The organism is Paenibacillus sp. PvP094 (assembly GCF_040546835.1).
In the GTDB taxonomy this organism is placed as follows: Bacteria; Bacillota; Bacilli; order Paenibacillales; family Paenibacillaceae; genus Paenibacillus; species Paenibacillus illinoisensis.
In genome coordinates, this window is sequence record NZ_JBEPOM010000001.1 from 1,959,636 (window position 1) to 1,982,718 (window position 23,083).

Consider the following 23,083-nt stretch of genomic DNA (forward strand, 5'->3'; position numbering starts at 1 on the left):
AGACTGAATATCCCTGTCCATGAAATCCCATACTGGGAAGAAAAGAAGAAAGGAGCCCGTTCCATGACTCAACATCGCCAGAAAACCCGCAAACGCGGGTTCCGTTTATTAAAATGGATCAAAAGCCTCTCTCTGCTCACTGTTCTCGGCGTTATTGCAACGATTGCAGGATTGGTCTATCTATATGCGACCAGCCTACCCCTAGCTGATTCGGATCGCAACTCAAGGCTGCTGGATAGCCAAGGCGAAGTCATTGCCACCTTCTCTGCAGGCGGCAAGGATTCCGTACCTGTGCAGCTTCAAGACATCTCAAAAGACCTGGTCAGTGCCACTCTGGCTGTCGAGGATCGCAAATTCTATGACCATTATGGTTTTGACATTCAAGGGGTGGGACGGGCCGTGCTCGTTAACCTGCAGCATATGGAAATGTCCCAAGGTGCCAGCACCCTCACACAACAGCTTGCGCGAAATCTATATCTTTCCCATGAGAAGACCTGGACTCGCAAGGCCAAAGAGGCCATGTACACGGCACAGCTTGAAATGAAGTACAGCAAAGATGAAATTCTACAAATGTATCTCAATGAAATCTATTATGGTCATGGTGCCTACGGAATCGAGGCAGCTTCGCGCATGTATTTCGGCAAATCAGCCAAACAGCTCGATTTGGCGGAAAGCGCCATGCTCGCAGGCATTCCAAAAGGCCCCACCTACTATTCTCCATATAACCATATGAAGAACGCGAAGGATCGGCAGAAAATCGTACTGGCCGCCATGGTTGATATCGGCAAGATAACAAAAGCCGAAGCGGACAAGGCTTATGAGGAAATGCTGTCTTTTAAACCGGAGAGTGAACGGAAAACAGTAGAAAGCGCGCCTTATTTCCGGGATTACATTCGCAGCCTTGCGGTCAAGGAGCTGGGCATTAGTGAAGCAATGCTGGACCATGGAGGACTAAATATATACACCACTCTGGATCTGCGTGTGCAAAAAGCAGCTGAAGACGCTGTAGCCAAAGGCATGGATCCGAGCAGTGAACTGGAGACAGCTCTCGTGTCCATAGACCCTCGTACAGGCTATATCAAGGCTATGGTAGGCGGCAAAAACTACCGGAACAATCAGATCAACCATGTTCTGGCGACGACACGCCAGCCAGGATCTGCATTTAAGCCTATTATGTATCTGGCTGCACTGGAGTCCAAAGAGCTGACAAGCGCCTCTATCTTCAATAGCGAACCAACCCTGTTTCACTATGACAATGATCGCAAGACCTATAAACCTGGCAATTTCGGCGACAAGTATCTGGGGGAAATTGATCTAAGGCAGGCAATTGCCGCTTCGGACAATATCTATGCGGTCAATACAATTATGCAGATCGGGCCTGAGCAGGTCGTGGATATGGCCAAAAATCTGGGGATTACAAGCAATCTTAGTGCTGTCCCTTCTCTCGCCTTGGGCACCTCACCCGTGAGCCCACTGGAAATGGCTTCGGCCTTCTCCGTCATCGCTGCAGGCGGACAACGGATGCCTCCTGTCGCCATTCTGCAGGTGACGGATGCAGCAGGACGTGTAATCTATGAAGCACCACAAACCAAGGCCGAAAATGTGGTAGAACCCGCCGCCGCATATGTACTAACACGTTTAATGGAAAGTGTGTTCGAAAATGGTGGTACAGGGAATCGGGTAGCTACAACGATTAAGCGCCCGGTAGCAGGCAAAACCGGCACGACCAATACGGATGCCTGGATGGTTGGCTTCACCCCCGAACTCTCCACCGCAGTATGGGTCGGTTATGATCAGGGCAAAGCCATCTCCACGTCGGATGGACGCCGCGCAGCACCGATGTTTGCCCAATTTACAGAACAGGCACTTGCAAGTGTGCCGCCTAAGATCTTCCCTGTTCCCGATCATGTGGTTAGTGTGTATATTGATCCCGAGTCCGGAAAACTGGCGGGTAATGGCTGTGAAGAGAAACGGCTTGAGGTTTTCATTGACGGTACTGAACCGACAGAAACCTGCAGCGGGGCAACGGAGAATACGGATCCCAAAAAGAATGAAGGAGATCGTGAGGTACAGAATCAAGAAGGAATCCAGGAAGAAAAGCATTCGTGGTGGAGAGACTTTAAACGTTGGTGGGTAGAATGACGCAACTACGTAATGACTTAATTGCGTCACTGTGATTGACCGGCTTCAGGTTCTTTCTGGAGGTCAAGTAAAGCAAAAGCCCCGAACCGATCATTTCGGTTGCGGGGCTTTTCATGTTCTTTTTAAAGAGAACAGTTATAACGCTTTTATCAGAAAGCTTTTATCAGGAAAGTGCTTCTTTTAGTTCATCCGGAGAAGCATTCCACCACTCTTCATTGTGTGTAATCAACAGCTTCTTGAGAGCTGCACGATCCTCTGGTCCGAGCTCATCCAGCATGAAGCGGCGCTTCATTGCATAATCCATCCGGTTTACATGGTCAGCCAGCAGCTTCCATCCCCGTTTCGCCTCGGTATCGATCCACATCTCGCACGCTGTTGCTCCGCCGTACAACTGTCCCTGTTCCGTGCGGTCCACAGCTACCCAAACCAGCCATACCTGGCGACCGTTAGGTACATCTTCCCGATTCGTCGAAAACTTAATTCCACGTTCTACCTTGCTCTTTGCATGCATGGCACCAATATCAATCTTTGCCTCGCCATTATCAATAATAACCGGCGACAGGTTGTTCAGATCAATGGAGCCTGCACCGAAACCTTTATGTTTGCTCTTGGCACTTACGATATTCAAGGCAATCTGTTTTTTGCCGTTTTGCTCGTTTTGATCCATAGTTATAGCCTCCAAGGGTTGATACAAATATTTTAACTAATAATCGCCCCATTGCAAACATATACATGCTGTAGATGCTTGTCAACGGGAGGTATTTAACGATGATTCCACTACGCGCCAAGAGCTGGCTTACTGCAATTCTGGCCCTGTGTGTGTTTACCGGAGCCATATGGATCACTCTGGATCACACTCGTTCTACGACATCCGACTTGCCAACGCTCGCCCCGGAATTGGGCAAGCCTCCGGCAAAGGTCCAAACTCCGGCACCTCCAGAAAGTGTACAGACACCTACTGCTGAGGTGTTCAGCAACCGCGTGGTGGAATATCACATGGATGTGAAGCTGGTAGACGGCAATGTTTTGGAGGGAACGCAGACGCTGACCTGGACTCATCCGGGTAAAAAAACAGTCAGCGAACTTTATTTCCACCTATACCCCAATGCATTCTCTTCTACTGACACCACATTTATGAAGGAATCCGGCGGAAAGCTTCGCGGTGATGTGATGCCAACGGACGGTTACGGCTCCATGAATATTACGGAGATGAAAACAGAGGACGGGCTTTCCCTCCTGCACCGGATGCAGTATGTACAGCCGGATGACGGAAACATGAAAGACAAAACGCTCATAAAAGTGAGATTACCCAAGCCGGTCAAGGGCGGGGAAACTATTACGCTTCACACCCGGTTTGAGGTCAAGCTGCCCAAAATCTTTGCCCGTATGGGAACTGCTGAAAACTTCGTTATGGCGGGCCAATGGTTCCCCAAACTCAGTGTATACGAGCCTGCAGGCACGCGAGGACGTACGGCTGAGGGCTGGAATCTGCATCAGTACCATGGAAATTCCGAGTTTTATGCGGATTTTGGCATCTATAGTGTGCGTATTCGGGTACCGGAAACATACAAGGTTGCCGCGACCGGGTTTCCAACGAAGCAGGCTGTTATTAAAAATGGTGAGAAGATCTATCAATTCTATGCTGACGATGTACATGACTTCGCCTGGGCAGCCTCACCTGACTTTGTTTATGCAGAAGAACCCTTCTCCGCTCCCAACGTGCCAGGTGTACGAATCAAGCTCTATCTGGACCCGGCCCACCAGGATCTGAAGGAACGTTACTTCTATGCGGCCAAAGCAGCTCTTTCGAATTACAGCAAGTGGTTTGGTCCGTATCCGTATTCCACGCTCTCTATCGTTGTTCCCCCAAAAACGGGCAATGGAGCAGGCGGCATGGAGTATCCTACCTTAGTTACAGCCTTCGGCGCGGACGACACTACACCAGGCTACGATCTGGAACGCACGGTTGTACACGAGATCGGCCATCAGTACTTCTATGGTATGGTTGCCAGCAATGAATTTGAAGAAGCCTGGCTGGATGAAGGGTTCACCTCTTACGCAGAAGACAAACTGATGGAGCAGGAATACGGACTTATTCCGAATCTGCCCGTTCAATCCGGCTTAATTACTTCGCCTGCCTCACTCACGCAGGAGTCCTGGAAGTTTGATTCGCAGAATCATTACGCAGCCAATGTTTACACAAGGGGCAAGCTTGTGCTGCTGGGCATCGAACAACAAGTAGGCGCTAAAACGATGGAACGCATTCTTTCAACTTATGTCAAAAAATATCGATTCAAACATCCTACTTCGGCCGATTTCCAAAAGGTCGTGGAGCAAGTGACCCGTAAGTCCTGGTCTGATTATTTTAATCAATACGTATATGAAGACGGAATGGCCGACTTCGCCGTGGAGAATATCCAGGTCAAGCCTGTTGAGAAAGGCGGTCAAACGTTGTATGAATCATCGGTAACATTAGTAAAGAAAGGTAGCGACTACGAGAAAGTACCCGTTCGCATCGTTTTTGAAGATGGACACATCGTCGCCAAGGAATGGGATGGTAGTAACGGTCGAATTACGTACAAGTTAACTTACAGCTCGCCGGTATCCTGGGCCATGACTGATCCGTTATATACCGTTGTGCTGGAGAACCGTCATATGAATAACTTTTTGAAAGCCGATCTGGATGAACCATCCAAGTTCCGCTGGAGCATGAGTGTAACCAAGCTTATTGAAGCAATATTCGGAGGTCTGTCATGGTGAGGTGGAGACAGTGAAAGCAAAAATACGTGAGGGTTGGTTTCTCGTCCGTCAGCATATGTTCATTGTGGCACTTTTGTTTCTCTATCAGCTGGTGTGGGGTTACTTCATTTATAAAATGGTGCAATCGGCAGTCATTCCCTTGCTGCTGCGCTATCCGGACCCTGACGCCGGGGAGCTGAGTACCATTTTATTCAAAATGGAAAGCCAGCTCAGTCTGTCTACCCATCCCGAGGTGCATCGCTATTTATGGATACTTGGGGCCATGCTCCTGCTCCGCATGCTGATTACCCCTCTCATCCAGGCAGGGCTGCTCTATTCATTACAACACTTCAATCATACAGAAGAACGTATTCCTTTTGTACGTGGGATCAAGGCACTGTGGAAACCGATGATGCTGCTTCATTTCATTAAAACGCTATTATTGCTGCTGCCTGCGTACTGGCTGATCCCCAAGCTGTATAGTATCTTTCTGGATGGATTCCACTCGTTACAGCAGCTGCTGCCAGGCATTCCATATGTAGCCGGATGGATTGTATATGGATGGATCATACATCATGCTTTGTTATATATGCAGTTTGGCGCTACAGCTCCCGAGGATCAGGGCGGGGTAAAAGGTACATTTCTCGGTCTATTGCTCGCCTTGCGTCATATCATTTCTCTCATTGGTATCGCAGTGGTTCTGGGAGGAATTCATCTGCTCATCTTCGGTGCCTTCACATCTGCGTCGTGGTTCCTGACAGGTCTCATGGGTCTGATCCTGCAACAAACCTATCCGCTCGCCAGATGTTTGTTGGATATATGGAAGATATGCGCTCATTTCCGTCTGTGGCAGTCCAAGTCCTCCAAAGGTTAAAAAGTGTAATGAACCGCACGAAAATTGTTACCATCTTCATGTAAACTTATGTCAATGTTAACGCTTCACAAACGCAAACCCCGACCTTTCCCCGTCAAAGGTCGAGGTTTTTTTTGCTAATTTTCTTGTTAAACGTTGCCAAAGGCTTACTCCTCTGTTACAATAATCGCAGTGAGTTTTTAGTAACAACTTTGTAATCTTTACCTTATGAATTGTAACTACTTAAAATTAAATCGTCATTTCTTGATTTCGCAGGTGCACAACTAGCATAGCCAAATTCCTGGCACCTGGGAAGCGGGGGAACCAGTTATGGGTGAATTGATCTTGCTACAGAGGGATCATAGGGGACCTTCAACCGAATCCTTAAGCTAACCTCGCAGGCGTTGGAAGGGGTATATCTCTTGTTCAAAAAGAAATTAACAGCAGCTGTACTTAGCTTAACATTCGCACTATCGCTTGGAGCAGGCAGCGCATTCGCAGATTCAAAAATGGATAAAGTAATTGATTCAGCAATGGGAACTACATACAAAAGTGGTGGAACAACGCTTAACGGCTTTGACTGCTCTGGATTCACACGGTATGTATTCGAAAAGCTGGGCATCGATTTGGCTCGTCAATCCAGTTCCCAATTCGACATGGGTGACTCGGTATCCCGCATGGAAATGAGACCAGGCGATCTGGTATTCTTCAATACAACGGGTAAAGGGGTTTCACACGTAGGGATTTTCGTGGGTGAAGGTAAGTTTGCACACTCCTCGTCTTCCAAAGGAGTTACCATTAGTTCTTTGAGTGAGAACTACTGGGCCAACCGCTATGTTGGCGCTAAACGGATTATGAGCACGGACGCATATGAATCACTGGCCCTCGACTAGGGACAAGCTGAGCAACATCATACTGTAACGAAGCATAAATCAACCGCCCGGTACATTCTCCGCAGGAATGTATCCGGCGGTTTTTTTGTGCTTGTTCGTCCGTGCCCTTATGATGTTTTTACCCATCCTGCTATAATATAAACGAAATTCCAGGAACTTTTGTTTCACTTTTTTTCAATGGAGCAAAACCTTGCCAAATGCCCTCCTCTTTTGTAGAGTAAAATCAGGATTAAATATGAAATGACATATGTTATAAACCATTAGCGTATGACTAGAAGTAGCTTGTTCACAATGAAAGGAGCGTGCAGTGGTGTGGATGAAGCTTCTGTAACGTTTCACGTTGTGCCGATGCAAGAAGAACATGCAGCATTGATCTGCGGCTGGACATATGAACCACCCTATAACGTCTATACCTGGCTGCCCTGGGAACAGATGAAGGCGCTGGAGGTTGAATTCGGCGATGAGCAGCTTCGAAAAGAGCAATATGCTGTTGTACTCGGAGAGCAGGACCAACTTTGCGGATTCGTTCAATTCTTTCCTCTTGAAGGCGTGACGCGGATTGGGCTTGGTATGCACCCCGAACAGTGTGGACAAGGTCGCGGTACTGCCTTCGTCTCTGCTATCGTGAAGGAAGCCATTCGGCGGAACCCTAGTCATGAGATCGATCTCGAAGTGCTCACCTGGAATACGCGGGCTATCCGGGTTTATCTCAAGGCTGGATTTGTCACCAAGGATACGTATGAACGACAGACACCAAGCGGTTTGAAGCCTTTTTATTGCATGGTCTATGAAGGACCTCGTTAACCGTTAAACCGCATAACCAAAAGAAATTCATGCCCGTTTATGTGATTAGTTCAAAAAATTACCACAAAATGCTATGATGTCTTAACAGGTTCCGTTATAATGATATGGACAGTTTCAGTTTAGATGATCTTTCATTCTGGAGGGGACATAACGGATGCACAAATGGATCATGAGCGGGGTATTTTTTGCAGCATGCGCATTGGCTATTGTATTAATGTTTACGCTTCCAGGGAAAGAGGAAGTGGCTGAAGAAGCGAAACCAACCATGCCGGAAGTGGCAATGGATGCTGGACAGGCTGAAGCACTGGTCAAAGCCAATTGTATCACGTGTCACGGGGATCAGCTTCAAGGTGGCGTAGGACCTGCTCTAGCAAACATCGGCAGCAAGGATGATGTGGAGAAGATCTACTCTACCATTGTCAAAGGTAAAGGCGGCGGCATGCCTTCCTTCAAGGACAAACTGAAGGACGAGGAAATTGCCAATATCGCGATGTGGCTCGCTGAGAAGAAATAAGGTTAATGAGATACACAGCAAAGAGGCCCCTGCCTTCCCTCTCGGGAATGGTACGGGCCTCTTCGTTATATCGTTCAGTCTCTGGCTGCGTGTTCTGCCAAAAAGGCTTCCACTTCACGTGCATACGGCATCCCCGACTGGGCACCGAGCTTCGTTACGGATAACGCGGCCGCTCCCATGGCATAGCCTACTGCCGCGTCCAGTGTTTCCCCTCGCGCGAGGGCTACCGCCAGCGCGCCGTTGAAACAATCGCCAGCGCCGGTCGTATCGACGGCGCTTACGGCGTAGCCGGGCGCACGGCAAGCGCCGGCACGCCCTGCCTGTACGCGGCCGCCTGGCGCTGCCGCGTACACAGCCCCCTCGGGGCCGAGCGTCGTGACGACAGCGGCCCCGAGCGATGCGGCGAGCTCTGCGACCGCCGCATCCACGTCTTCCGGCCGGAGATCATCCCGGCCGGTAAGCACGGCAAGCTCACTGCGGTTCGGCGTGATCACGTCGACGCACCGCAGGAGCTCTTGGGGCAGACCCGGCACCGCTGGGGCCGGGTTGAGCACCACCAGTGCGCTGCCTTCTGCCGCCAGTTCGGCGGCGCGGGTAACCGCTGGCAGCGGGATCTCCAGCTGCAGCAGCACCGCTGCGGCTGCAGTCAGGCTTTTTACCGTATCCGCCTCTTCCAGCATCTCCGGCACCACTTGTCCATTCGCTCCAGGAATAACGATAATCCGATTGTCTCCCTTGGAGAGCCAGATGGATGCTGTACCTGTTACAGTGTCTTCCAATACACGAACCTGCGAGGCATCTGCCCCACTATCCGTCAGACTGTGCAGCAAGCGCTCCCCAAAACCGTCCGAACCCACTGCTCCAATCATCGTGGTCTGTCCACCCAGACGTGCAGCAGCAACGGCTTGGTTAGCCCCCTTGCCGCCCGCCAGATAGTGAAGCTCCTCACCGCTTACCGTTTCTCCCTCTTCCGGGATGATATCGGTCTTCACCACGAGGTCCATATTGAGACTGCCTACAACCGCGATCAGAGGCTTATTCTGATTCATGTCTGACATGTATGCTTCCTCATTTCTTGGCAGCACAACGATAACCGATCCCGGCTATGTCGTCCTCATTTTCTCAAACGTTTCGTTAAACTGCTCTGCTTCCTTAATATCTACAGATGTAATTCCACCCTCATCCCACGACGTGAGACGCAGCGTAACCGTTGTATAATCAATCGTAATAAAAGGGTGATGATTAAATGCTTCTGAGATCGCGGCAACCTCATCCACGAATGCAATCCCTTTCATGTAGTTGGAAAATACGAACTTGCGGACAATCCACCGTCCCTCTTCCAGTTCCCAGCCTTCCAGCCTTCCCAGATGAGCTTCGACTTCTTCTTGCGTAAAAACCATACGTTATCTTCCTCCCCATAAAGACGGCACAAAGGTTGTCTCTAACCCTCTCCCTCATGCCATCCGAAACCTTGGTGCTACCACAGTAACCCCAACCGTCATAGGTTAGCCGCTCTGCGGCTCGCCCGTTTCATGACTCTCATCTTACCACGTACAGAACTCAAAATCCAATACTGTAAAATGGCGTTAGAGCCAATAGCCGTGAGGCTTCCAGGCGTTTCCCCTCTCGGCTTCCATACTAGAATTCTCCTTAAATTCGGCCCTAGATTAGGGGTACAAATGTCAATTCTTCTTCCCCAATCAAAATATGAATGCGATGCTGCTCCTTGTCATGGATAACCACACCACTCCCTACAGGAATGACCGACTCTGTGCCCAGCGCATAGAACAAATCCTCTGCCAGAGCTTCGTCTACTTCGAGCTGCTCGTTTTCACCCAAACGGGACCAATCCTCTGCATCCATTTCAAAAAAAACATAACGATCCGGAATGCGGCCGATCGCCTGTGTCAAATCTGTCAATATTCCTTCATAATCCCGTCCATGCTTTACGCCCATTGGCTTTTTCACTCCTGTTTGGCCCCTAAAGAGCTGATTTGTTCTTATTATACCTGAAAATAACCCTTAAAAAAAAAGGGCTTCTGGTCGATAAATACTATACATGACCGTTTCAGCTGTTACAGCATTTCTAAAAAATGCCATAGGTTAAACGGATTGCGGCCAAACATTCGCCCGGAAGCCCGAATACAGCCGCTTGAAAGGATTCAATTTTATCTCATGGATGAGGTGTATGATGGAAATTTCAACGATTATCGGACTAGTTTTAGGGCTGGTTTCACTTGTTCTCGGGATGTTCCTGAAGGGTGCTCCCCTGATCAATCTGGTTAACAACCCGGCAGCCTACGTTATTATCTTTGTTGGTACAGCAGCAACAATCTTCATGGCATTTCCAATGTCTGAAGTTAAAAAAATCCCCAAGCTTTTCGGGGTACTCTTCAAAAAGCAGCAACTGATTGACCGTGTTTCACTGATCGGCACATTTATGGAATGGGCTTCCACTACCCGTCGTGAAGGTTTGCTGGCACTGGAATCAAAAGTCGAAGAGATTGACGATCAATTCCTTCGCAGCGGTATGCGCATGATTATTGACGGCAATGACCAGGAATTTGTTAGTGATGTTTTGATGGAAGATATCCATGCCACCGAAGAGCGTCACCGCGGAGGAGCATTGATCTTCGCACAAGCGGGGATGTACGCTCCAACACTCGGGGTTCTCGGGGCCGTTGTAGGTCTGATTGCAGCCCTGGCCGACCTTAGTGATATGGAAAAGCTATCTCACGCGATTGCGGCTGCGTTCATCGCTACACTCCTTGGTATTTTTAGTGGTTACGTGTTGTGGCACCCGATGTCCAACAAGTTGAAGCGGATGTCCAAGAAAGAGATGGAGATCAAGCTGATGATGGTTGAAGGATTGTTATCCATTCAATCCGGCGTATCCACCATTGCCATCAACCAAAAATTATCTGTATTCCTGACACCTTCCGAACGTAGACAGCTGGAAGAGAAGGAGGGATCATCAGGTGAAAAAGGCTAAAAAACATGAGCCGCATGAAGAACATATAGACGAGAGCTGGTTGCTCCCGTATTCTGACTTGATGACACTGTTGCTTGCCCTGTTTATTACGTTGTTCTCCATGAGTTCTCTCGATGCAGCCAAGTTCGAACAGATGGCCTCGGCACTAAGCAGTGCACTGAATGGCGGCGCAGGTGTATTGGATCATACATCCATGAATCCTACGGAAGCCACAACTGACCTGGGCAAAAACAAACAGGTGCCTGAAGAGATCACCAAGAACAAATCTGCTCAGATTACAGATGCACAGATGGCACAAAAAGAGCAGGAAGATCTGGAAAAACTCAAGAAACAACTGGACCAATATATTAGCAAAAACGGGCTATCCGACCAACTCAACACCAAGCTGAATCAATCTGAACTGAAGATCACCATCAGTGATAACGCTCTGTTCTCTTCCGGGCGTGCAGATGTGAAGCCTGAATCGCGATCACTGGCAAAAGCCATATCCAACATGCTTCAGGAATTCCCGCAATATGAAGTGGTTGTATCTGGCCATACTGATAATATTCCCATCTCTAACAGCCAATATAAGGATAACTGGGATCTAAGTGCGGATCGTGCACTGAACTTCCTTAAAATCCTCTTATTGAACGACTCGCTGGACCCTGCGAAGTTCACACCTAGCGGGTATGGTGAGTATCACCCGGTTGCCAGTAACCAGACCAATGTTGGACGAGCTCAGAATCGCCGTGTAGAGGTTTCTATTATCCGGAAGTATCAAAGCAACAATTCGACTGTGAAAGCAGTCAATCCAGCAAACTAGAAGTGAATGCGAGTTCAAAAGGACGTTTTTCTCTCCGGTAGAGGAAAACGTCTTTTTGATGTGTAAATAAGTAAAGCGTGGTATCAAAAAAAGCTCTGCCTTCTTTTCTTCAGAAAAGATATGCAGAGCTTCATGAATTAAACGATTTATTCCAGAGAGTAGTTTAGCAGGCTGCCCAATTCCGACTTCTCCGCAGCTGTCAGCTCTCTCCACTTCCCTGTAGCCTGTTCACCCAGATGAATATTCATGATACGTACACGCTTCAATTTACGCACCTCGTAACCAAAGGCACTGCACATTCTGCGAATCTGCCGATTCTTCCCTTCGGTCAGTATAATCCGGAATACTCGCTCAGAGATTCGAGTGACGGTGCAGGGCAGCGTCATTTCACCGAGAATTTTGACGCCCGTGCTCATCCCCTTCAGAAAACTCGGCGTGACAGGGCGGTCAACCGTAACGATGTACTCTTTCTCATGGCGTCCCTCTGCTCTAAGTATCCGGTTGACGATATCTCCATCGTTGGTCATCAGAATGAGCCCTTCGGAATCCTTATCCAAGCGGCCAATTGGAAAAATGCGCTCCTTGTGACCCACAAAGTCAACGATGTTGCCTTTGATATGCTGCTCGGTTGTACTCGTAATACCGACAGGTTTATTCAGTGCAATGTATACATGTTTTCTTTTTTCCTTGATAGGCTGACCGTTGATCCGTACGTCGTCGCCTTCTTCCGCCTGGCTTCCCAGTTCGGCGGTTACGCCATTAATGGTCACTTTCCCGCTCTCCACTAATTTGTCGGCTTCACGCCGGGAACAATAGCCTGTCTCACTAATAAATTTATTAATACGCAAAAGGTAATCTCACCTCATCTAGTTCTCTTCGTCTGTAAACGCATCTTCCGCCCGATCGTCCTCTTCCACGCTCTCCGGGAGCTGTTTGGTAGCAGGAAGATCAATGATAACGGTCGTGCCCTTGTTCATGACGCTTTTAATATCCATCATGCCCTTATGTGATTGAATGATGCGCTGACTGACCATTAAACCAAGTCCTGTTCCAGACTCCTTATTGGTAAAGAACGGCTCGCCAAGCTTCGGCATCATCTCTTCCGGAATCCCGATACCCTCATCCTTAATTTCAATCCGCACCCGGTTTAATTCCTCATCATGGTCAAGGCGAATCCGAATGCTGCCTCCGTTCGGCATGGCTTCCATACCATTCTTAAGCAGATTGATGAACACTTGCTTCAACTGATTCTCTTCACAGTGTACCATAGCTGAATCCGATGATGCATTTAATACAAATTCAACCCCGTGCAGATGTGCCTGGCTATCCAGCAGCGAGATCACATCGCCGAGAATAAAGCGGATATCCCGCTCCTGGAAGTGAACAGCCTGTGGTTTGGCCAAAATCAGGAATTCGCCTACGATCAGATTAATGCGGTCGAGTTCCGACAGCATCAAGTCGAGATGTCGATGATTCAGTTTGTTCGTCTCCTGCTGCAGCTGCAGGAAACCACGCAGCGTTGTAAGCGGGTTACGGATTTCATGCGCAACACCCGCAGCCAGTTGGCCTACGGTTGTGAGCTTCTCTGAGCGTCTGAGCAGCTCTTCCATCCGGTTGCGGCTCGTGATATCCCTCGACACACTAATCAGTGCGGTAATTTCGCCTAATTCATCGCGCACAGGCGCTGTACTGACACTAACTTCAACCCGTGTGCCATCTTTTTTCATCCATACAGTTTCATTGGAGGTAATGGATAGCCCTTCGATGAGCTGGGCATGCTGCTGCTTCATTTCCTCTTCCGCTTCAGGCGGGATGATCTTCAGCCTGCGGTTTTCGACCTCTCGGCTTCGCCACCCATATAGTTGTTCAAATGCCCGGTTTACACGCAAGACCTTACCATCTAGATCGGTAATATGAATGGCATCGGCGGTTTGATTAATGATGGATTCCAGATGCTCCTTAACTGCCCTGTTCTCCTCATACATCTGTTTTAACCGGTTGGTATAGTGGCCCAGATTGCGAATCATGGCATTAATCCGATTAGCCAGCTGACCCAGCTCGTCCTTCCTTCTTACTTTCAAACGGAAGTCGAAATGTCCATCCGCTACATCATTCACTTTGCCCAGGATGGATTGAATAGGACGTGTAATATATCCTGCTAACAAGTAGCTGCCAAAGATCACAATTTCCAGCAGCACCAGCGATATGGAAGCATGACTGACCAATTGTTCCGATACCATGGAGGATATTTGTTTATAGTCCATGACAATACTGATGACATATGATGCTTCATTCGGCGTGAAGATGGGGATGAAGCTTTTTAACACCTTCTGCTCATGTGTTTCACTGACAAACGATACATTTTGCCCGGTTCGGATCGCCCTCACGACTGCCCGGTGATCCTCATCTGCCGTACCATACTGATACGTACCAAAACGAATCGGTCTATTATTCAACTTGCTGTAGTTGCTATCCCTTCCATCATCACTCATGTTTGGACTGCCAAAAGTCAATGGATTGATACCCGTGATCTCCAAGATGGAAGGATTCACTTCACGAATTTTGTTCAATATCTCATCCGGACCAGAGATCTTCACATAGTCATCAACTTCAGCATTATTATAGAAGGGATTGATTATGTAGTTCCTCTTGCCATCATGATAATAACCCCAGATATCAATATCCGATGGACTGGATGTGGAGTACTCGAAACCATCGGACCAAAAATGATCCAATTTCTGCCCCTGAGTGATGGTAACCTGATGTTTTTCGAACAATTGCTTAAAGGCTTGATACCAATAGGTCATTTTCTTTGTGGATAAACCAACTTCGCGCGGATCGGAAGAGCGGGTTACAACGATATCATCCTCGGTTTGTTCCATGAGAGAGATATGCGATACCCCCACTTTTTTGCTTAAACGTACAAGTTCCTCATTTGTGATATTATTAATATCCGGGTCGAGTTCTTCTGCAGCCATGACTGAAGCAAGCCATAGATTATTACCAATCTGGCGTTTTACATAATCCAAACTATTTTGATTCTGTTCGACAGAAATTGCAATCTGTTTAGCCGTTAGGACCATCTTGGTTTCACTGTCCTGCCTAAGATTTTCCTCGGTAGTATAATAACTCAGCGCGATATTCAGAATCAAAATAACAAGCACCGAGCACGACATAATCATGGATAACTTCGTTTTAATAGACAACTTTTTTAGTTCACCTCTCGGCTTGTACCCTTTGGCGATATATGGCAAAACCTATCTCCATCATAACGGTTGTGTGTGATTTTGAAAAGGATAAATGCCCCTAGTCCAAAAGTTACCGCCTGGCTAAAAAGCTCGAATTTCATTGTTTTTTGTCTTTGCCGTGCCTACAATGAGATTAATCACTAAAACTATACACAAATCCACAGGCTTGTGGATATCCTGTTCATAACTTTGTGAGCAACTTAGTAGTTATCCACAGACTTATGCACAACATGTTAACAAACGAATATTTGTTCGCCGAATAAATGCTTTGGAAGGAGCTTTAACTGTAATGAACGAACACCCAATCCCGGTTGATCTTTCGCATCTTACAGGGGAACAGCAGCATGAATTCTGGATGCGTGAAGCCATTGCTGAGGCGCTAAAAGCTGAGGCACTTGGGGAAGTCCCTATCGGAGCTGTCATTGTGCAGCATAATCAGATTGTCGGACGAGGATATAATTTGCGTGAGACCACTCTTGATTCCACTGCACATGCGGAGATGGTCGCTATTCGTCAGGCAAGCGAAACGATCGGAGCCTGGCGCCTGCTTGATTGCAGCCTGTATGTGACACTGGAACCTTGCCCTATGTGCGCAGGTGCCATTGTACAGTCCCGAGTGCCCCGCGTTATATATGGCACTGCTGACCCCAAAGCCGGATGTGCAGGAACCTTGATGAACTTGCTGCAGGAGCCGCGGTTCAATCATCGTACTGAGGTGATTCCAAACGTTCTTCAACCCGAATGCTCTACGATGCTGACCCAATTCTTCCGTCGGTTACGCAAGAAGTAATACTTATACTTTTGATCTTGAGAGGATGTGCATTGCTATGGCATTAACCCTGTATGATACTCCCAACGGAATTAGCCTCCGGTTACTCACCACCGACGATACGCAAGCTTATCTTGATCTGATCCAGGTTACTCGCGTTCCCTACCAAGCTGTAGAGCCTCTTCGAGATGATGAGTTCTACACACTGGATGCTCAAACAAGGCGGATTCAGGACCGTCTAAAAGCGGCTGAAGAAGGTACAGGTTATCAGTTCGGCATCTACACCATCAAAGACGACCTGCTCATTGGACAAATCAGCCTGAATAACGTCTCCTATGGCGTTGCCAATTATGCCGATATGGGTTATTTTATCCATCCAGACTATCAGGGTGGTGGACGTATGACAGCAGCTGTTAAACTGGCTGTTGCCTATGCCTTCCGCGCCTTGAAGTTGAATCGTGTTCAGGCCGCAATCCTGCCCACTAATGCCGGCTCCCAGCGTGTACTGGAGAAGAATGGCTTTCAGGCAGAAGGCATCGCCCGTAAATATCTGAAAATCAACGGAAGCTATCAGGATCACCGAATTTATGCCGTTCTTGCTGAAGATTTATCGGAGTCCTTGCAATAACAGATTTAAACTATAACAACAAAAAGCCGCCCGACATAAAGTCGAGGCGGCTTTTTTCACTCATTTCTTGGAATGAGCTTAGTATCCGTAAGAAGAATTCATCAGTTCTTCGAACTCTTGCATCGTAATTACATTTTCACCTGTAGGGATGTTGATTTTGAAGGCAGCCTTCTCATTGATTTTGGTGTAAGTGTTGGATCCAGTAAAGGCCAACTTCACTTCATCTTTGGTATCCACTGGTGTGATCAGCAGATCAGCTGCAATCTTTTGATAAACCGGGAAATCCTGCTTATCGAGTGCGAAATCAATGTTGAATTTGTTGATGGTCAGTACTTCGTTAATTCTATCGATTCTTGACATTTCTTCTTTATCTTCCGCAACGGATTTTAGATCTGCCTTAGCCTGATCAATATCAGTTTGGTTCAGTTGCAACATGTCACGATACTCTTCTTTGGCCACAATATCAATTGCTTTTGGCAATGCTTTAGTTATCATAACCTTAACCGCTTCACTTACGTTGTCGTTAGTAACGGAGAATTGCACTACCTGCTTGGCATCTACACCTTCTGGCAGCTGTGCATCCTTAACATCTACGTTTTTGAAGAATTTGTCTTGGTCATATTCACTAAGAACAGCATCCATAACTTCATTGCTCAGTTTTTGTGTTTTGGCTGTGTCCATAGCATCAGGGTTCCATTCCGTACCCTCTTGCTCAGCCAATTCTTTCAGATCCAGCTCCAGGAACTTACCAACCACCGTTTCCGGAATTGGGAAGAACGGAATGCTTGGCACTTTAACGTAAAGCTTCTCAGCTGTCATCACCATTGGAATGGTGAATGTCATGCCCATATCACCTTTGAGCTCAAGGCTAACTGTCATTTCTGTTTGCATTGGCTCGCTTTGATATACACCAGTTACGTTAAACTGAGCATCCTTCAACATGCTCATAAACTGAGTCATAGTTGGGTCTTGTTGTGACTCGTCTGCAGGTTTATAGCTCAATTCATTAATTGTGAAATTGGAACTCATCTCATACGAAGTCAGTTTAGAAGCATTGGCCGCAGCCGTTTTCAGTGCTTCTTTCGGTTCTTGTTTGCTGCTACATGCTGTCAAAGCCAAAGATACCGTTAACAGCAACGTTAGAAGCAACGCCCCCATACGTTTAGTCATTTGTTTCTCTCCTCTCGTGATAACCCCAAAAAAATAATTCAACCTTAATGATATACCATTTATTCTGAAACGGAAACACGATTTGGGAAATTTGTGATCTTCCCACACTAAAATGGCTACAAAGACCTATGTTAGCTTTTCAATTCCTATCATCATTGGTCATTATTTATGTACGAATACGCAAAAACCCCCTGTTAGGTAACAGGAGGTCTCATTATGCATCAATATATATCTCATAATACGATACTAAAATTTATGGGTATTCTTCTTACCCTTGTGGATTGTTATGATCCACATGATTCTGATTTTTTTACTTTTTTGGACCCCGACAAAGGTTCCTGTCCAGATGAATGCTTTTCCGGACGGCGATGCTGCTCAGCAGCTTGAACTTCCGGTACAGGTACCGCTTTTGGTTTGCTCATGCCGTTACCCCCTCTTCATGATTTTAGGAATGGGATGGGTTCATATCTTCCGTTTTGTCATGATTTAACGAATCCTGATGACGACGATCATTGGTATCTTGCTGAATTTGCTGTGCATGATGGCTGTTCACGGCTGGCTGCTCCAGATCAGCAACAACATTCTGCAAGTTTTTATCGATTCCTGCCTTGGCTTTGCTCACTCGAATCACTCCTTCAATTGGGGCTATGTTCTTGTCTTGGACTGTAACGACTGGGCACATTCATGAATATGCCGTGTATAATCCTGAGCCAGCTCCTGGATGGGTTCTGTACGCTCATCTGTCGTTTGTCCATCCCGTTCTACATCAATCAGTTGTACGCTGACCTCACGGGAGTCCACATACGCGCATTTGAAATCGAATGAGTACATTTGGTGTCCTGCAGTCGCGATATGAATACGAATAGCCTTCTGATCGGCTTCATCCGCCATTACCTGTGCCTGATCGCCGACATTCAGTACTTCCGGCAAACGCTCCTGCCATGCGCCTACAAGCTCTGTCTGATCTATATTTAACTCGCGGTTCATCTAACCACCTCCACTCCTATAAAGTGCGGCGAACAAGATGATTTTATACATGCATATGGAGTCAATTAGAGCCTGTTGATGCCTTTAATAAACGAACCATGGCAGATAGCTCGATTGAGGAAAATGTTATATGCAAAAAAGAACCCGAGCTTATCGCTCGAGTCCCTGTTATAAGTGTTGTTATGGCGGAGAGGGTGGGATTCGAACCCACGTGGAGTTGCCCCCTAACGGTTTTCAAGACCGCCCCGTTATGACCGCTTCGGTACCTCTCCAAAATTTGAAGTTTTATAAACTTGCCACGAAATAGATCATACCACATATACAATTAAAAAAGCAAGCTTTAGAATAAAAAAAACCCGTCATAAATAATTGACGGGCTTTTTGGGTTGGCTTTATCATAATAAAACCCTATTCGCTATGTTAGGATCGACGTGCAATCACACTGATTCCACCCATGTATGGACGCAATGCTTCAGGAATAACTACAGTCCCATCTTCTTGCTGATAGTTCTCGAGAATAGCTGCCACTGTACGTCCAACAGCCAGTCCGGATCCGTTCAGTGTATGGACGAACTCAGGCTTAGCCTTCGGCTCTCTACGGAAACGAATGTTGGCACGGCGCGCCTGGAAGTCCTCACAGTTCGAGCAGGAAGAGATTTCACGATATGTATTGCTTTCTGGCAACCATACCTCGAGATCATAGGTTTTCGCGGAAGTGAAGCCCATATCCGCTGTACACAGGGCCAAAACACGGTATGGCAATTCCAGCAGTTGAAGCACACGTTCTGCATTTTGCGTCATTTTCTCCAATTCCTCGTAAGAAGTTTCAGGAGAAGACAATTTCAACAACTCAACCTTATTGAATTGATGCTGACGGATTAATCCACGTGTATCCCTTCCAGCAGAGCCGGCTTCAGATCGGAAACATGAGCTGTATGCCACGAAATGCTTCGGCAGATCCTCCGCATTCAAAATCTCTTCGCGATGATAGTTCGTTACTGGAACTTCTGCGGTAGGGATCAGATAATACTCCGTATCCTTAAGCTTGAACAGATCTTCTTCGAACTTCGGCAATTGGCCTGTTCCGAAGAGGCTGTCGCGGTTGACGATATATGGAGGCAAAATCTCCTCATATCCATGCTGATCACTGTGCAGATCCATCATGAAGTTAATCAGAGCTCGCTCTAGACGTGCGCCAAGTCCTTTGTAGAACGTAAAACGGGAACCTGTTACTTTGGCAGCAGCCTCAAAATCAAGGATATCCAGATCCTGCGCAATCTCCCAATGTGCTTTCGGTGTAAAACCGAACGACTTCGGTTCAGACCAGCGGCGAATCTCTACATTATCATCCTCAGAGGCACCAACAGGTACACTCTCGTTTGGAATGTTAGGGATGGCCATCGTCAGATCATTGATCTTCGCTTCCAGTTCCCGGACCTCTTCATCCATCGCTTTGATGCGATCAGACACTTCGCGCATCTCAACAATCAAATCATCTGCGTTCTCGCGATTCTTTTTCAGCCTAGCAACTTCACCGGATACTGTATTCCGGCGGTTCTTCAACGTCTCGCTCTCTTGCAGCAGTTCCCGGCGCTTTGCGTCCATCTCGGAAAATCCAGCAATGAGATCGAGTGACTTGCCACGGTTCGTTAACGCTTCTTCTACACGGGCGTATTCATTCCGCAATATCTTTACATCAAGCATTATATACTCCTCCTAAATGACCTCACAGAAAACATATCAATAAACCTAAGCCTATCACATAGCCTTTGTGGAGTCGCGTATAACTTCATCTTAATCATTTTCAACAATAAAAAAACAACCTATAAACCCCTGTGACACCCTACGCTGCGATTCCCGCTGTGTAGAGCAGATACGGGCAACATCAGGCATTCGACCAGATACAGCTCCTCCAGCAGTCTTACAGATTGCAGAAGGAGTGTTCCAATCCACCGGGGTATCATAAGTTGTCTAATATGCACTATTGGTTCTGTAGCGACTGCTTATAGGATTGGGCCATATCTACAAAATAAGAATGCAAACGGTAGTCATCGGTCAATTCAGGATGATATGAGCAGGCCAGCAAGTTTCCTTGGCGCGCAGTAACGATCTCACCCTTATAAGTGGAAAGAACTTCAACCTGTTCTCCAACACTCTCAATCAAAGGTGCACGAATAAACACTGCTCTTACCGTTTCATCAATTCCTTTGACAGGCAGGTCTGTTTCAAAACTTTCCCGCTGCCGTCCGAATGCATTTCTGGAGACAGTCATATCCATTAATTCCAAATGGGCTTCTTCCTGTCCTGAAATACGCTCAGCCATTACGATCAGGCCTGCACAGGTGCCGAATACCGGTTTACCCTTGGCAGCAAAGTCCCGAATAGGCTGCATGAAACCATATTTGCGCATCAATTTACCAATAGTAGTGCTCTCGCCGCCAGGAAGAATCAGACCATCCAGTTCATCCAACTGCTCAACCTGTTTCACAGCCAGTCCCTCTGCACCAGCTCGCTCAACACTGCGAATATGCTCTGTAACCGCACCTTGAAGTGCTAACACACCTATCTTCATTTGCGTTCCCCTCTCCTACCAGCCGCGCTCCTGTTATACGTCTAGAAGCCGTAATTAAGGAGATCCGTGTCCAGAGGTATATGGACACTCCAGCAATCCATTTATCGTCCATGTAATGCGTTGTCGCTCCCACTATAACATGTGCAACTAACAAGGTTGTCCTTAGACTTTTGTGCTGAGTTATACGTAGAATTCTAACTTGATATTTTACCGGAAAAATTGTAAATACACAATGCATCCAATCGCAATTTGGTGGCTTATTGTCCTTATTCAAGTGAGGTAGATCGGAAACTTCTATTATCTGTAGTCATGGCCTATAGCATCAATTAGAATAGGTTTTTGATACCGTCAAACAGATCAACGAAGAAGTCCTTTACCGCACGGAAGAACAAACGGAACCAGCCGCCTTTTTCAGCCTCTTCTGCGGTGATCAGGTTCACTGTTTTCTCCTGTGGTTCAATACCATCAGCCTTATAGGTGTAGGTCACCGTTCCAACTTTCGTACCTGCTTTGATTGGAGCAACCAGCTTGTCTGCTTCCGTTACGTTTGCCTTAAAGGTAACATCCAGGTTTTGAGTGCCTTTGGGAACAACAAAGCTAACTGCATTATCAGTCACTACGGGCACATTCGTTTCTTTACCTTTTTTCAGCGGAACAGCTTCCCAGCCAGTTACTTTGGTTTTGCCAGCGACAGCTTGCTTCACTTCGAAGTTGTTATAACCATAATCCAGTACTTTTTTCGTCTCTCTGAAACGTGCAGGCTCGGAATCGGTCCCCATAACGACACTGATCAGACGCATACCATCACGTTCAGCCGTTCCTGTGAAGTTATTCCCTGCATTCGTGGTATGGCCCGTTTTCATTCCATCTAAGCCTTCATAGGCGTAGCTTTTGAAATTGGTTATATCTTTATTCGCTTCCAACATCCAGTTGTAGTTGATAATTGGAGCTTTGTCATTGGGACGGAATTTATAAGATTGAATTGTTGTAAAGTCTGTGTAGTCAGGGTGATCCTGAATGATATATCTGCACAGAATTGCTGCATCCAATGCAGACATAACTGTCTCTTTATCTTCGGCTGGTTGGAAGTCCTTAGGCATATCCGCACGGTCAAGACCTGTGGAGTTAATAAAGAACGTATCCTTCATGCCCATTCGCTTTGCTTCATCATTCATCATTTTCACAAAAGCTTCTTCGGAACCGGCAACATATTCTGCCAATGCCACTGTTGCGTCATTTGCAGATCCAACGGCCATAGCAATATACAGCTCTTTAACCGTATGTTGATCGCCCTCAGCCAGGAAAATACGTGAGCCTATGCTCTCCGCTGCATTTCTTTTAACCGTAACTACATCATCCCAGCCAAACTTCCCTTGCTTGACCTGCTCAGCCACAATGTACTCGGTCATCATCTTCGTCATGCTGGCAGGCGGCATGGCTTTGTCCGCATTCACATTAAGCAAAATCTGGCCTGTCGAAGCCTCCATGAGTACGGCAGATCTAACTTCAAGTCCAAGTGAGTCAACAGAAGGAACCTGCACGGCTTTTTCGGTCTTCGTGGTTGTCGCAGCAGCAGTCAGCACCTGACCCGAATCATTCGCAGCAGCCATCACCGGCATTACTGCAGACATGCAGAGCATATTGACCAGCATAACCGAGGCTACGCTTTTTTTGAGCATTTGGCGTTTCTTTTTGTTCATTTGTTTAGCTTTCAATGATAATACTCCCTTCGTTCCGAAGCTTCGCTTAATTGATGCTTCAGTGCAGCTTGAGCTGCATTTTTCTTGGTCCTTAACGATCGTAGAAGATGTGGTGAAAAGTAGCTTTTTATGCGCTGTATCGAAAGAGCAATATCATTGCTCCATAAGTTTCATTATCGATTGTCACTTAGTTAGCATTATCCAATGCTTATGTAAAAGGACGTCCGCGCTTCTATCTAGCTGGGCAACCTTTTCGTGGCATATGTT

General features: G+C 47.1%; 23 protein-coding genes, 1 tRNA gene and 1 riboswitch. Of the genes, 10 read left to right on the forward strand and 14 right to left on the reverse strand.

Annotated features, from left to right (window positions below; translation table 11 throughout):
- Positions 1–63: 63 nt before the first annotated feature.
- The gene (locus ABIC22_RS09180; RefSeq protein WP_354480313.1) at positions 64–2,142 is read left to right on the forward strand and encodes a transglycosylase domain-containing protein; all 2,079 of its coding nucleotides are present in this window, start codon (positions 64–66) and stop codon (positions 2,140–2,142) included.
- A 163-nt stretch (positions 2,143–2,305) separates the two neighbouring features.
- Here ABIC22_RS09180 and ABIC22_RS09185 read toward each other — a convergent pair whose 3' ends face one another.
- On the reverse strand, positions 2,306–2,809 hold the full coding sequence (locus ABIC22_RS09185; protein ID WP_095293467.1) for a YwhD family protein: 504 nt from the start codon (positions 2,807–2,809) through the stop codon (positions 2,306–2,308).
- Positions 2,810–2,910: 101 nt separating this feature from the next.
- Between ABIC22_RS09185 and ABIC22_RS09190 the strand changes: the two genes are divergently transcribed.
- The 5 genes from ABIC22_RS09190 to ABIC22_RS09210 all read left to right on the forward strand — a co-directional run bounded on the left by ABIC22_RS09190 (position 2,911) and on the right by ABIC22_RS09210 (position 7,945).
- On the forward strand, positions 2,911–4,902 hold the full coding sequence (locus ABIC22_RS09190) for a M1 family metallopeptidase (protein ID WP_354480316.1): 1,992 nt from the start codon (positions 2,911–2,913) through the stop codon (positions 4,900–4,902).
- Positions 4,903–4,912: 10 nt separating this feature from the next.
- Positions 4,913–5,755 carry a hypothetical protein gene (locus ABIC22_RS09195; RefSeq protein WP_354480318.1) on the forward strand — a complete coding sequence of 281 codons (843 nt, stop codon included), beginning with the start codon at positions 4,913–4,915 and terminating at the stop codon, positions 5,753–5,755.
- Positions 5,756–6,015: 260 nt separating this feature from the next.
- Positions 6,016–6,153, forward strand: a riboswitch (cyclic di-AMP (ydaO/yuaA leader).
- Positions 6,154–6,156: 3 nt separating this feature from the next.
- Positions 6,157–6,627, forward strand: a complete 471-nt coding sequence (locus tag ABIC22_RS09200; protein WP_095293464.1) for a C40 family peptidase — start codon at positions 6,157–6,159, stop codon at positions 6,625–6,627.
- 348 nt (positions 6,628–6,975) lie between these two features.
- A complete protein-coding gene (locus ABIC22_RS09205; protein ID WP_354485911.1) occupies positions 6,976–7,431 on the forward strand; it encodes a GNAT family N-acetyltransferase in 456 nt (151 codons plus the stop codon).
- 154 nt (positions 7,432–7,585) lie between these two features.
- Complete coding sequence (locus ABIC22_RS09210; RefSeq protein ID WP_095362315.1) at positions 7,586–7,945, forward strand: c-type cytochrome; 360 nt, start codon at positions 7,586–7,588, stop codon at positions 7,943–7,945.
- 74 nt (positions 7,946–8,019) lie between these two features.
- Here ABIC22_RS09210 and rbsK read toward each other — a convergent pair whose 3' ends face one another.
- From rbsK to ABIC22_RS09225, 3 genes are all read right to left on the reverse strand, one after another.
- Entirely contained in the window at positions 8,020–9,030 is a 1,011-nt protein-coding gene (gene rbsK, locus ABIC22_RS09215) for a ribokinase (RefSeq protein ID WP_483312535.1), read from the reverse strand.
- Between the two features lie 18 nt (positions 9,031–9,048).
- The gene (locus ABIC22_RS09220) at positions 9,049–9,345 is read right to left on the reverse strand and encodes a 4a-hydroxytetrahydrobiopterin dehydratase (protein ID WP_095293460.1); all 297 of its coding nucleotides are present in this window, start codon (positions 9,343–9,345) and stop codon (positions 9,049–9,051) included.
- A 262-nt stretch (positions 9,346–9,607) separates the two neighbouring features.
- Positions 9,608–9,901, reverse strand: coding sequence for a hypothetical protein (locus tag ABIC22_RS09225; RefSeq protein WP_095293459.1), 294 nt, complete (start codon positions 9,899–9,901; stop codon positions 9,608–9,610).
- Positions 9,902–10,136: 235 nt separating this feature from the next.
- Between ABIC22_RS09225 and motA the strand changes: the two genes are divergently transcribed.
- Both motA and motB read left to right on the forward strand, forming a co-directional pair.
- Complete coding sequence (gene motA, locus ABIC22_RS09230) at positions 10,137–10,937, forward strand: flagellar motor stator protein MotA (RefSeq protein WP_095293458.1); 801 nt, start codon at positions 10,137–10,139, stop codon at positions 10,935–10,937.
- Positions 10,924–11,742: a flagellar motor protein MotB gene (gene motB, locus ABIC22_RS09235; RefSeq protein WP_354480323.1), complete on the forward strand. Its 819-nt coding sequence runs from the start codon at positions 10,924–10,926 to the stop codon at positions 11,740–11,742. The genes motA and motB overlap by 14 nt, the downstream gene beginning before the upstream one ends.
- Before the next feature lie 146 nt (positions 11,743–11,888).
- Here motB and rluF read toward each other — a convergent pair whose 3' ends face one another.
- Both rluF and ABIC22_RS09245 read right to left on the reverse strand, forming a co-directional pair.
- Positions 11,889–12,590, reverse strand: coding sequence for a 23S rRNA pseudouridine(2604) synthase RluF (gene rluF / locus ABIC22_RS09240; protein ID WP_095293456.1), 702 nt, complete (start codon positions 12,588–12,590; stop codon positions 11,889–11,891).
- Positions 12,591–12,608: 18 nt separating this feature from the next.
- Entirely contained in the window at positions 12,609–14,948 is a 2,340-nt protein-coding gene (locus tag ABIC22_RS09245) for an ATP-binding protein (protein ID WP_354480326.1), read from the reverse strand.
- 331 nt (positions 14,949–15,279) lie between these two features.
- Between ABIC22_RS09245 and tadA the strand changes: the two genes are divergently transcribed.
- Together tadA and ABIC22_RS09255 are read left to right on the forward strand one after the other, a co-directional pair.
- Positions 15,280–15,780: a tRNA adenosine(34) deaminase TadA gene (gene tadA, locus ABIC22_RS09250; protein ID WP_354480329.1), complete on the forward strand. Its 501-nt coding sequence runs from the start codon at positions 15,280–15,282 to the stop codon at positions 15,778–15,780.
- Between the two features lie 37 nt (positions 15,781–15,817).
- Positions 15,818–16,387, forward strand: coding sequence for a GNAT family N-acetyltransferase (locus tag ABIC22_RS09255; RefSeq protein ID WP_095293454.1), 570 nt, complete (start codon positions 15,818–15,820; stop codon positions 16,385–16,387).
- Positions 16,388–16,465: 78 nt separating this feature from the next.
- On the opposite strand, the gene ABIC22_RS09260 is transcribed toward ABIC22_RS09255, so the two are convergent.
- The 8 genes from ABIC22_RS09260 to ABIC22_RS09295 all read right to left on the reverse strand — a co-directional run bounded on the left by ABIC22_RS09260 (position 16,466) and on the right by ABIC22_RS09295 (position 22,831).
- Positions 16,466–17,557: a hypothetical protein gene (locus tag ABIC22_RS09260; RefSeq protein ID WP_354480333.1), complete on the reverse strand. Its 1,092-nt coding sequence runs from the start codon at positions 17,555–17,557 to the stop codon at positions 16,466–16,468.
- A gap of 284 nt (positions 17,558–17,841) precedes the next feature.
- Entirely contained in the window at positions 17,842–17,979 is a 138-nt protein-coding gene (locus ABIC22_RS09265; RefSeq protein ID WP_354480336.1) for a small acid-soluble spore protein P, read from the reverse strand.
- Between the two features lie 23 nt (positions 17,980–18,002).
- Complete coding sequence (locus ABIC22_RS09270) at positions 18,003–18,179, reverse strand: hypothetical protein (RefSeq protein WP_167301673.1); 177 nt, start codon at positions 18,177–18,179, stop codon at positions 18,003–18,005.
- Positions 18,180–18,202: 23 nt separating this feature from the next.
- Entirely contained in the window at positions 18,203–18,544 is a 342-nt protein-coding gene (locus ABIC22_RS09275; RefSeq protein ID WP_095293451.1) for a hypothetical protein, read from the reverse strand.
- A 183-nt stretch (positions 18,545–18,727) separates the two neighbouring features.
- Positions 18,728–18,816 (reverse strand) — tRNA-Ser (locus tag ABIC22_RS09280).
- 148 nt (positions 18,817–18,964) lie between these two features.
- Positions 18,965–20,248 carry a serine--tRNA ligase gene (gene serS / locus ABIC22_RS09285; RefSeq protein ID WP_127541150.1) on the reverse strand — a complete coding sequence of 428 codons (1,284 nt, stop codon included), beginning with the start codon at positions 20,246–20,248 and terminating at the stop codon, positions 18,965–18,967.
- 277 nt (positions 20,249–20,525) lie between these two features.
- On the reverse strand, positions 20,526–21,116 hold the full coding sequence (gene pdxT / locus ABIC22_RS09290) for a pyridoxal 5'-phosphate synthase glutaminase subunit PdxT (protein WP_127541152.1): 591 nt from the start codon (positions 21,114–21,116) through the stop codon (positions 20,526–20,528).
- Positions 21,117–21,442: 326 nt separating this feature from the next.
- Positions 21,443–22,831: a D-alanyl-D-alanine carboxypeptidase family protein gene (locus ABIC22_RS09295; RefSeq protein ID WP_153976451.1), complete on the reverse strand. Its 1,389-nt coding sequence runs from the start codon at positions 22,829–22,831 to the stop codon at positions 21,443–21,445.
- Between the last annotated feature and the right edge of the window lie 252 nt (positions 22,832–23,083).

Excerpts from the sequence above, each read along its gene's own strand:
- serS (WP_127541150.1), bottom strand. The coding sequence starts at position 20,248 with ATGCTTGATGTAAAGATATTGCGGAATGAATACGCCCGTGTAGAAGAA.
- ABIC22_RS09225 (WP_095293459.1), bottom strand. The coding sequence starts at position 9,901 with ATGGGCGTAAAGCATGGACGGGATTATGAAGGAATATTGACAGATTTG.
- motA (WP_095293458.1), top strand. The coding sequence starts at position 10,137 with ATGGAAATTTCAACGATTATCGGACTAGTTTTAGGGCTGGTTTCACTT.
- ABIC22_RS09260 (WP_354480333.1), bottom strand. The coding sequence starts at position 17,557 with ATGACTAAACGTATGGGGGCGTTGCTTCTAACGTTGCTGTTAACGGTA.
- ABIC22_RS09205 (WP_354485911.1), top strand. The coding sequence starts at position 6,976 with ATGCAAGAAGAACATGCAGCATTGATCTGCGGCTGGACATATGAACCA.
- ABIC22_RS09265 (WP_354480336.1), bottom strand. The coding sequence starts at position 17,979 with ATGAGCAAACCAAAAGCGGTACCTGTACCGGAAGTTCAAGCTGCTGAG.
- ABIC22_RS09275 (WP_095293451.1), bottom strand. The coding sequence starts at position 18,544 with ATGAACCGCGAGTTAAATATAGATCAGACAGAGCTTGTAGGCGCATGG.
- ABIC22_RS09210 (WP_095362315.1), top strand. The coding sequence starts at position 7,586 with ATGCACAAATGGATCATGAGCGGGGTATTTTTTGCAGCATGCGCATTG.
- pdxT (WP_127541152.1), bottom strand. The coding sequence starts at position 21,116 with ATGAAGATAGGTGTGTTAGCACTTCAAGGTGCGGTTACAGAGCATATT.
- tadA (WP_354480329.1), top strand. The coding sequence starts at position 15,280 with ATGAACGAACACCCAATCCCGGTTGATCTTTCGCATCTTACAGGGGAA.
- ABIC22_RS09190 (WP_354480316.1), top strand. The coding sequence starts at position 2,911 with ATGATTCCACTACGCGCCAAGAGCTGGCTTACTGCAATTCTGGCCCTG.
- ABIC22_RS09185 (WP_095293467.1), bottom strand. The coding sequence starts at position 2,809 with ATGGATCAAAACGAGCAAAACGGCAAAAAACAGATTGCCTTGAATATC.
- ABIC22_RS09255 (WP_095293454.1), top strand. The coding sequence starts at position 15,818 with ATGGCATTAACCCTGTATGATACTCCCAACGGAATTAGCCTCCGGTTA.
- ABIC22_RS09220 (WP_095293460.1), bottom strand. The coding sequence starts at position 9,345 with ATGGTTTTTACGCAAGAAGAAGTCGAAGCTCATCTGGGAAGGCTGGAA.
- ABIC22_RS09180 (WP_354480313.1), top strand. The coding sequence starts at position 64 with ATGACTCAACATCGCCAGAAAACCCGCAAACGCGGGTTCCGTTTATTA.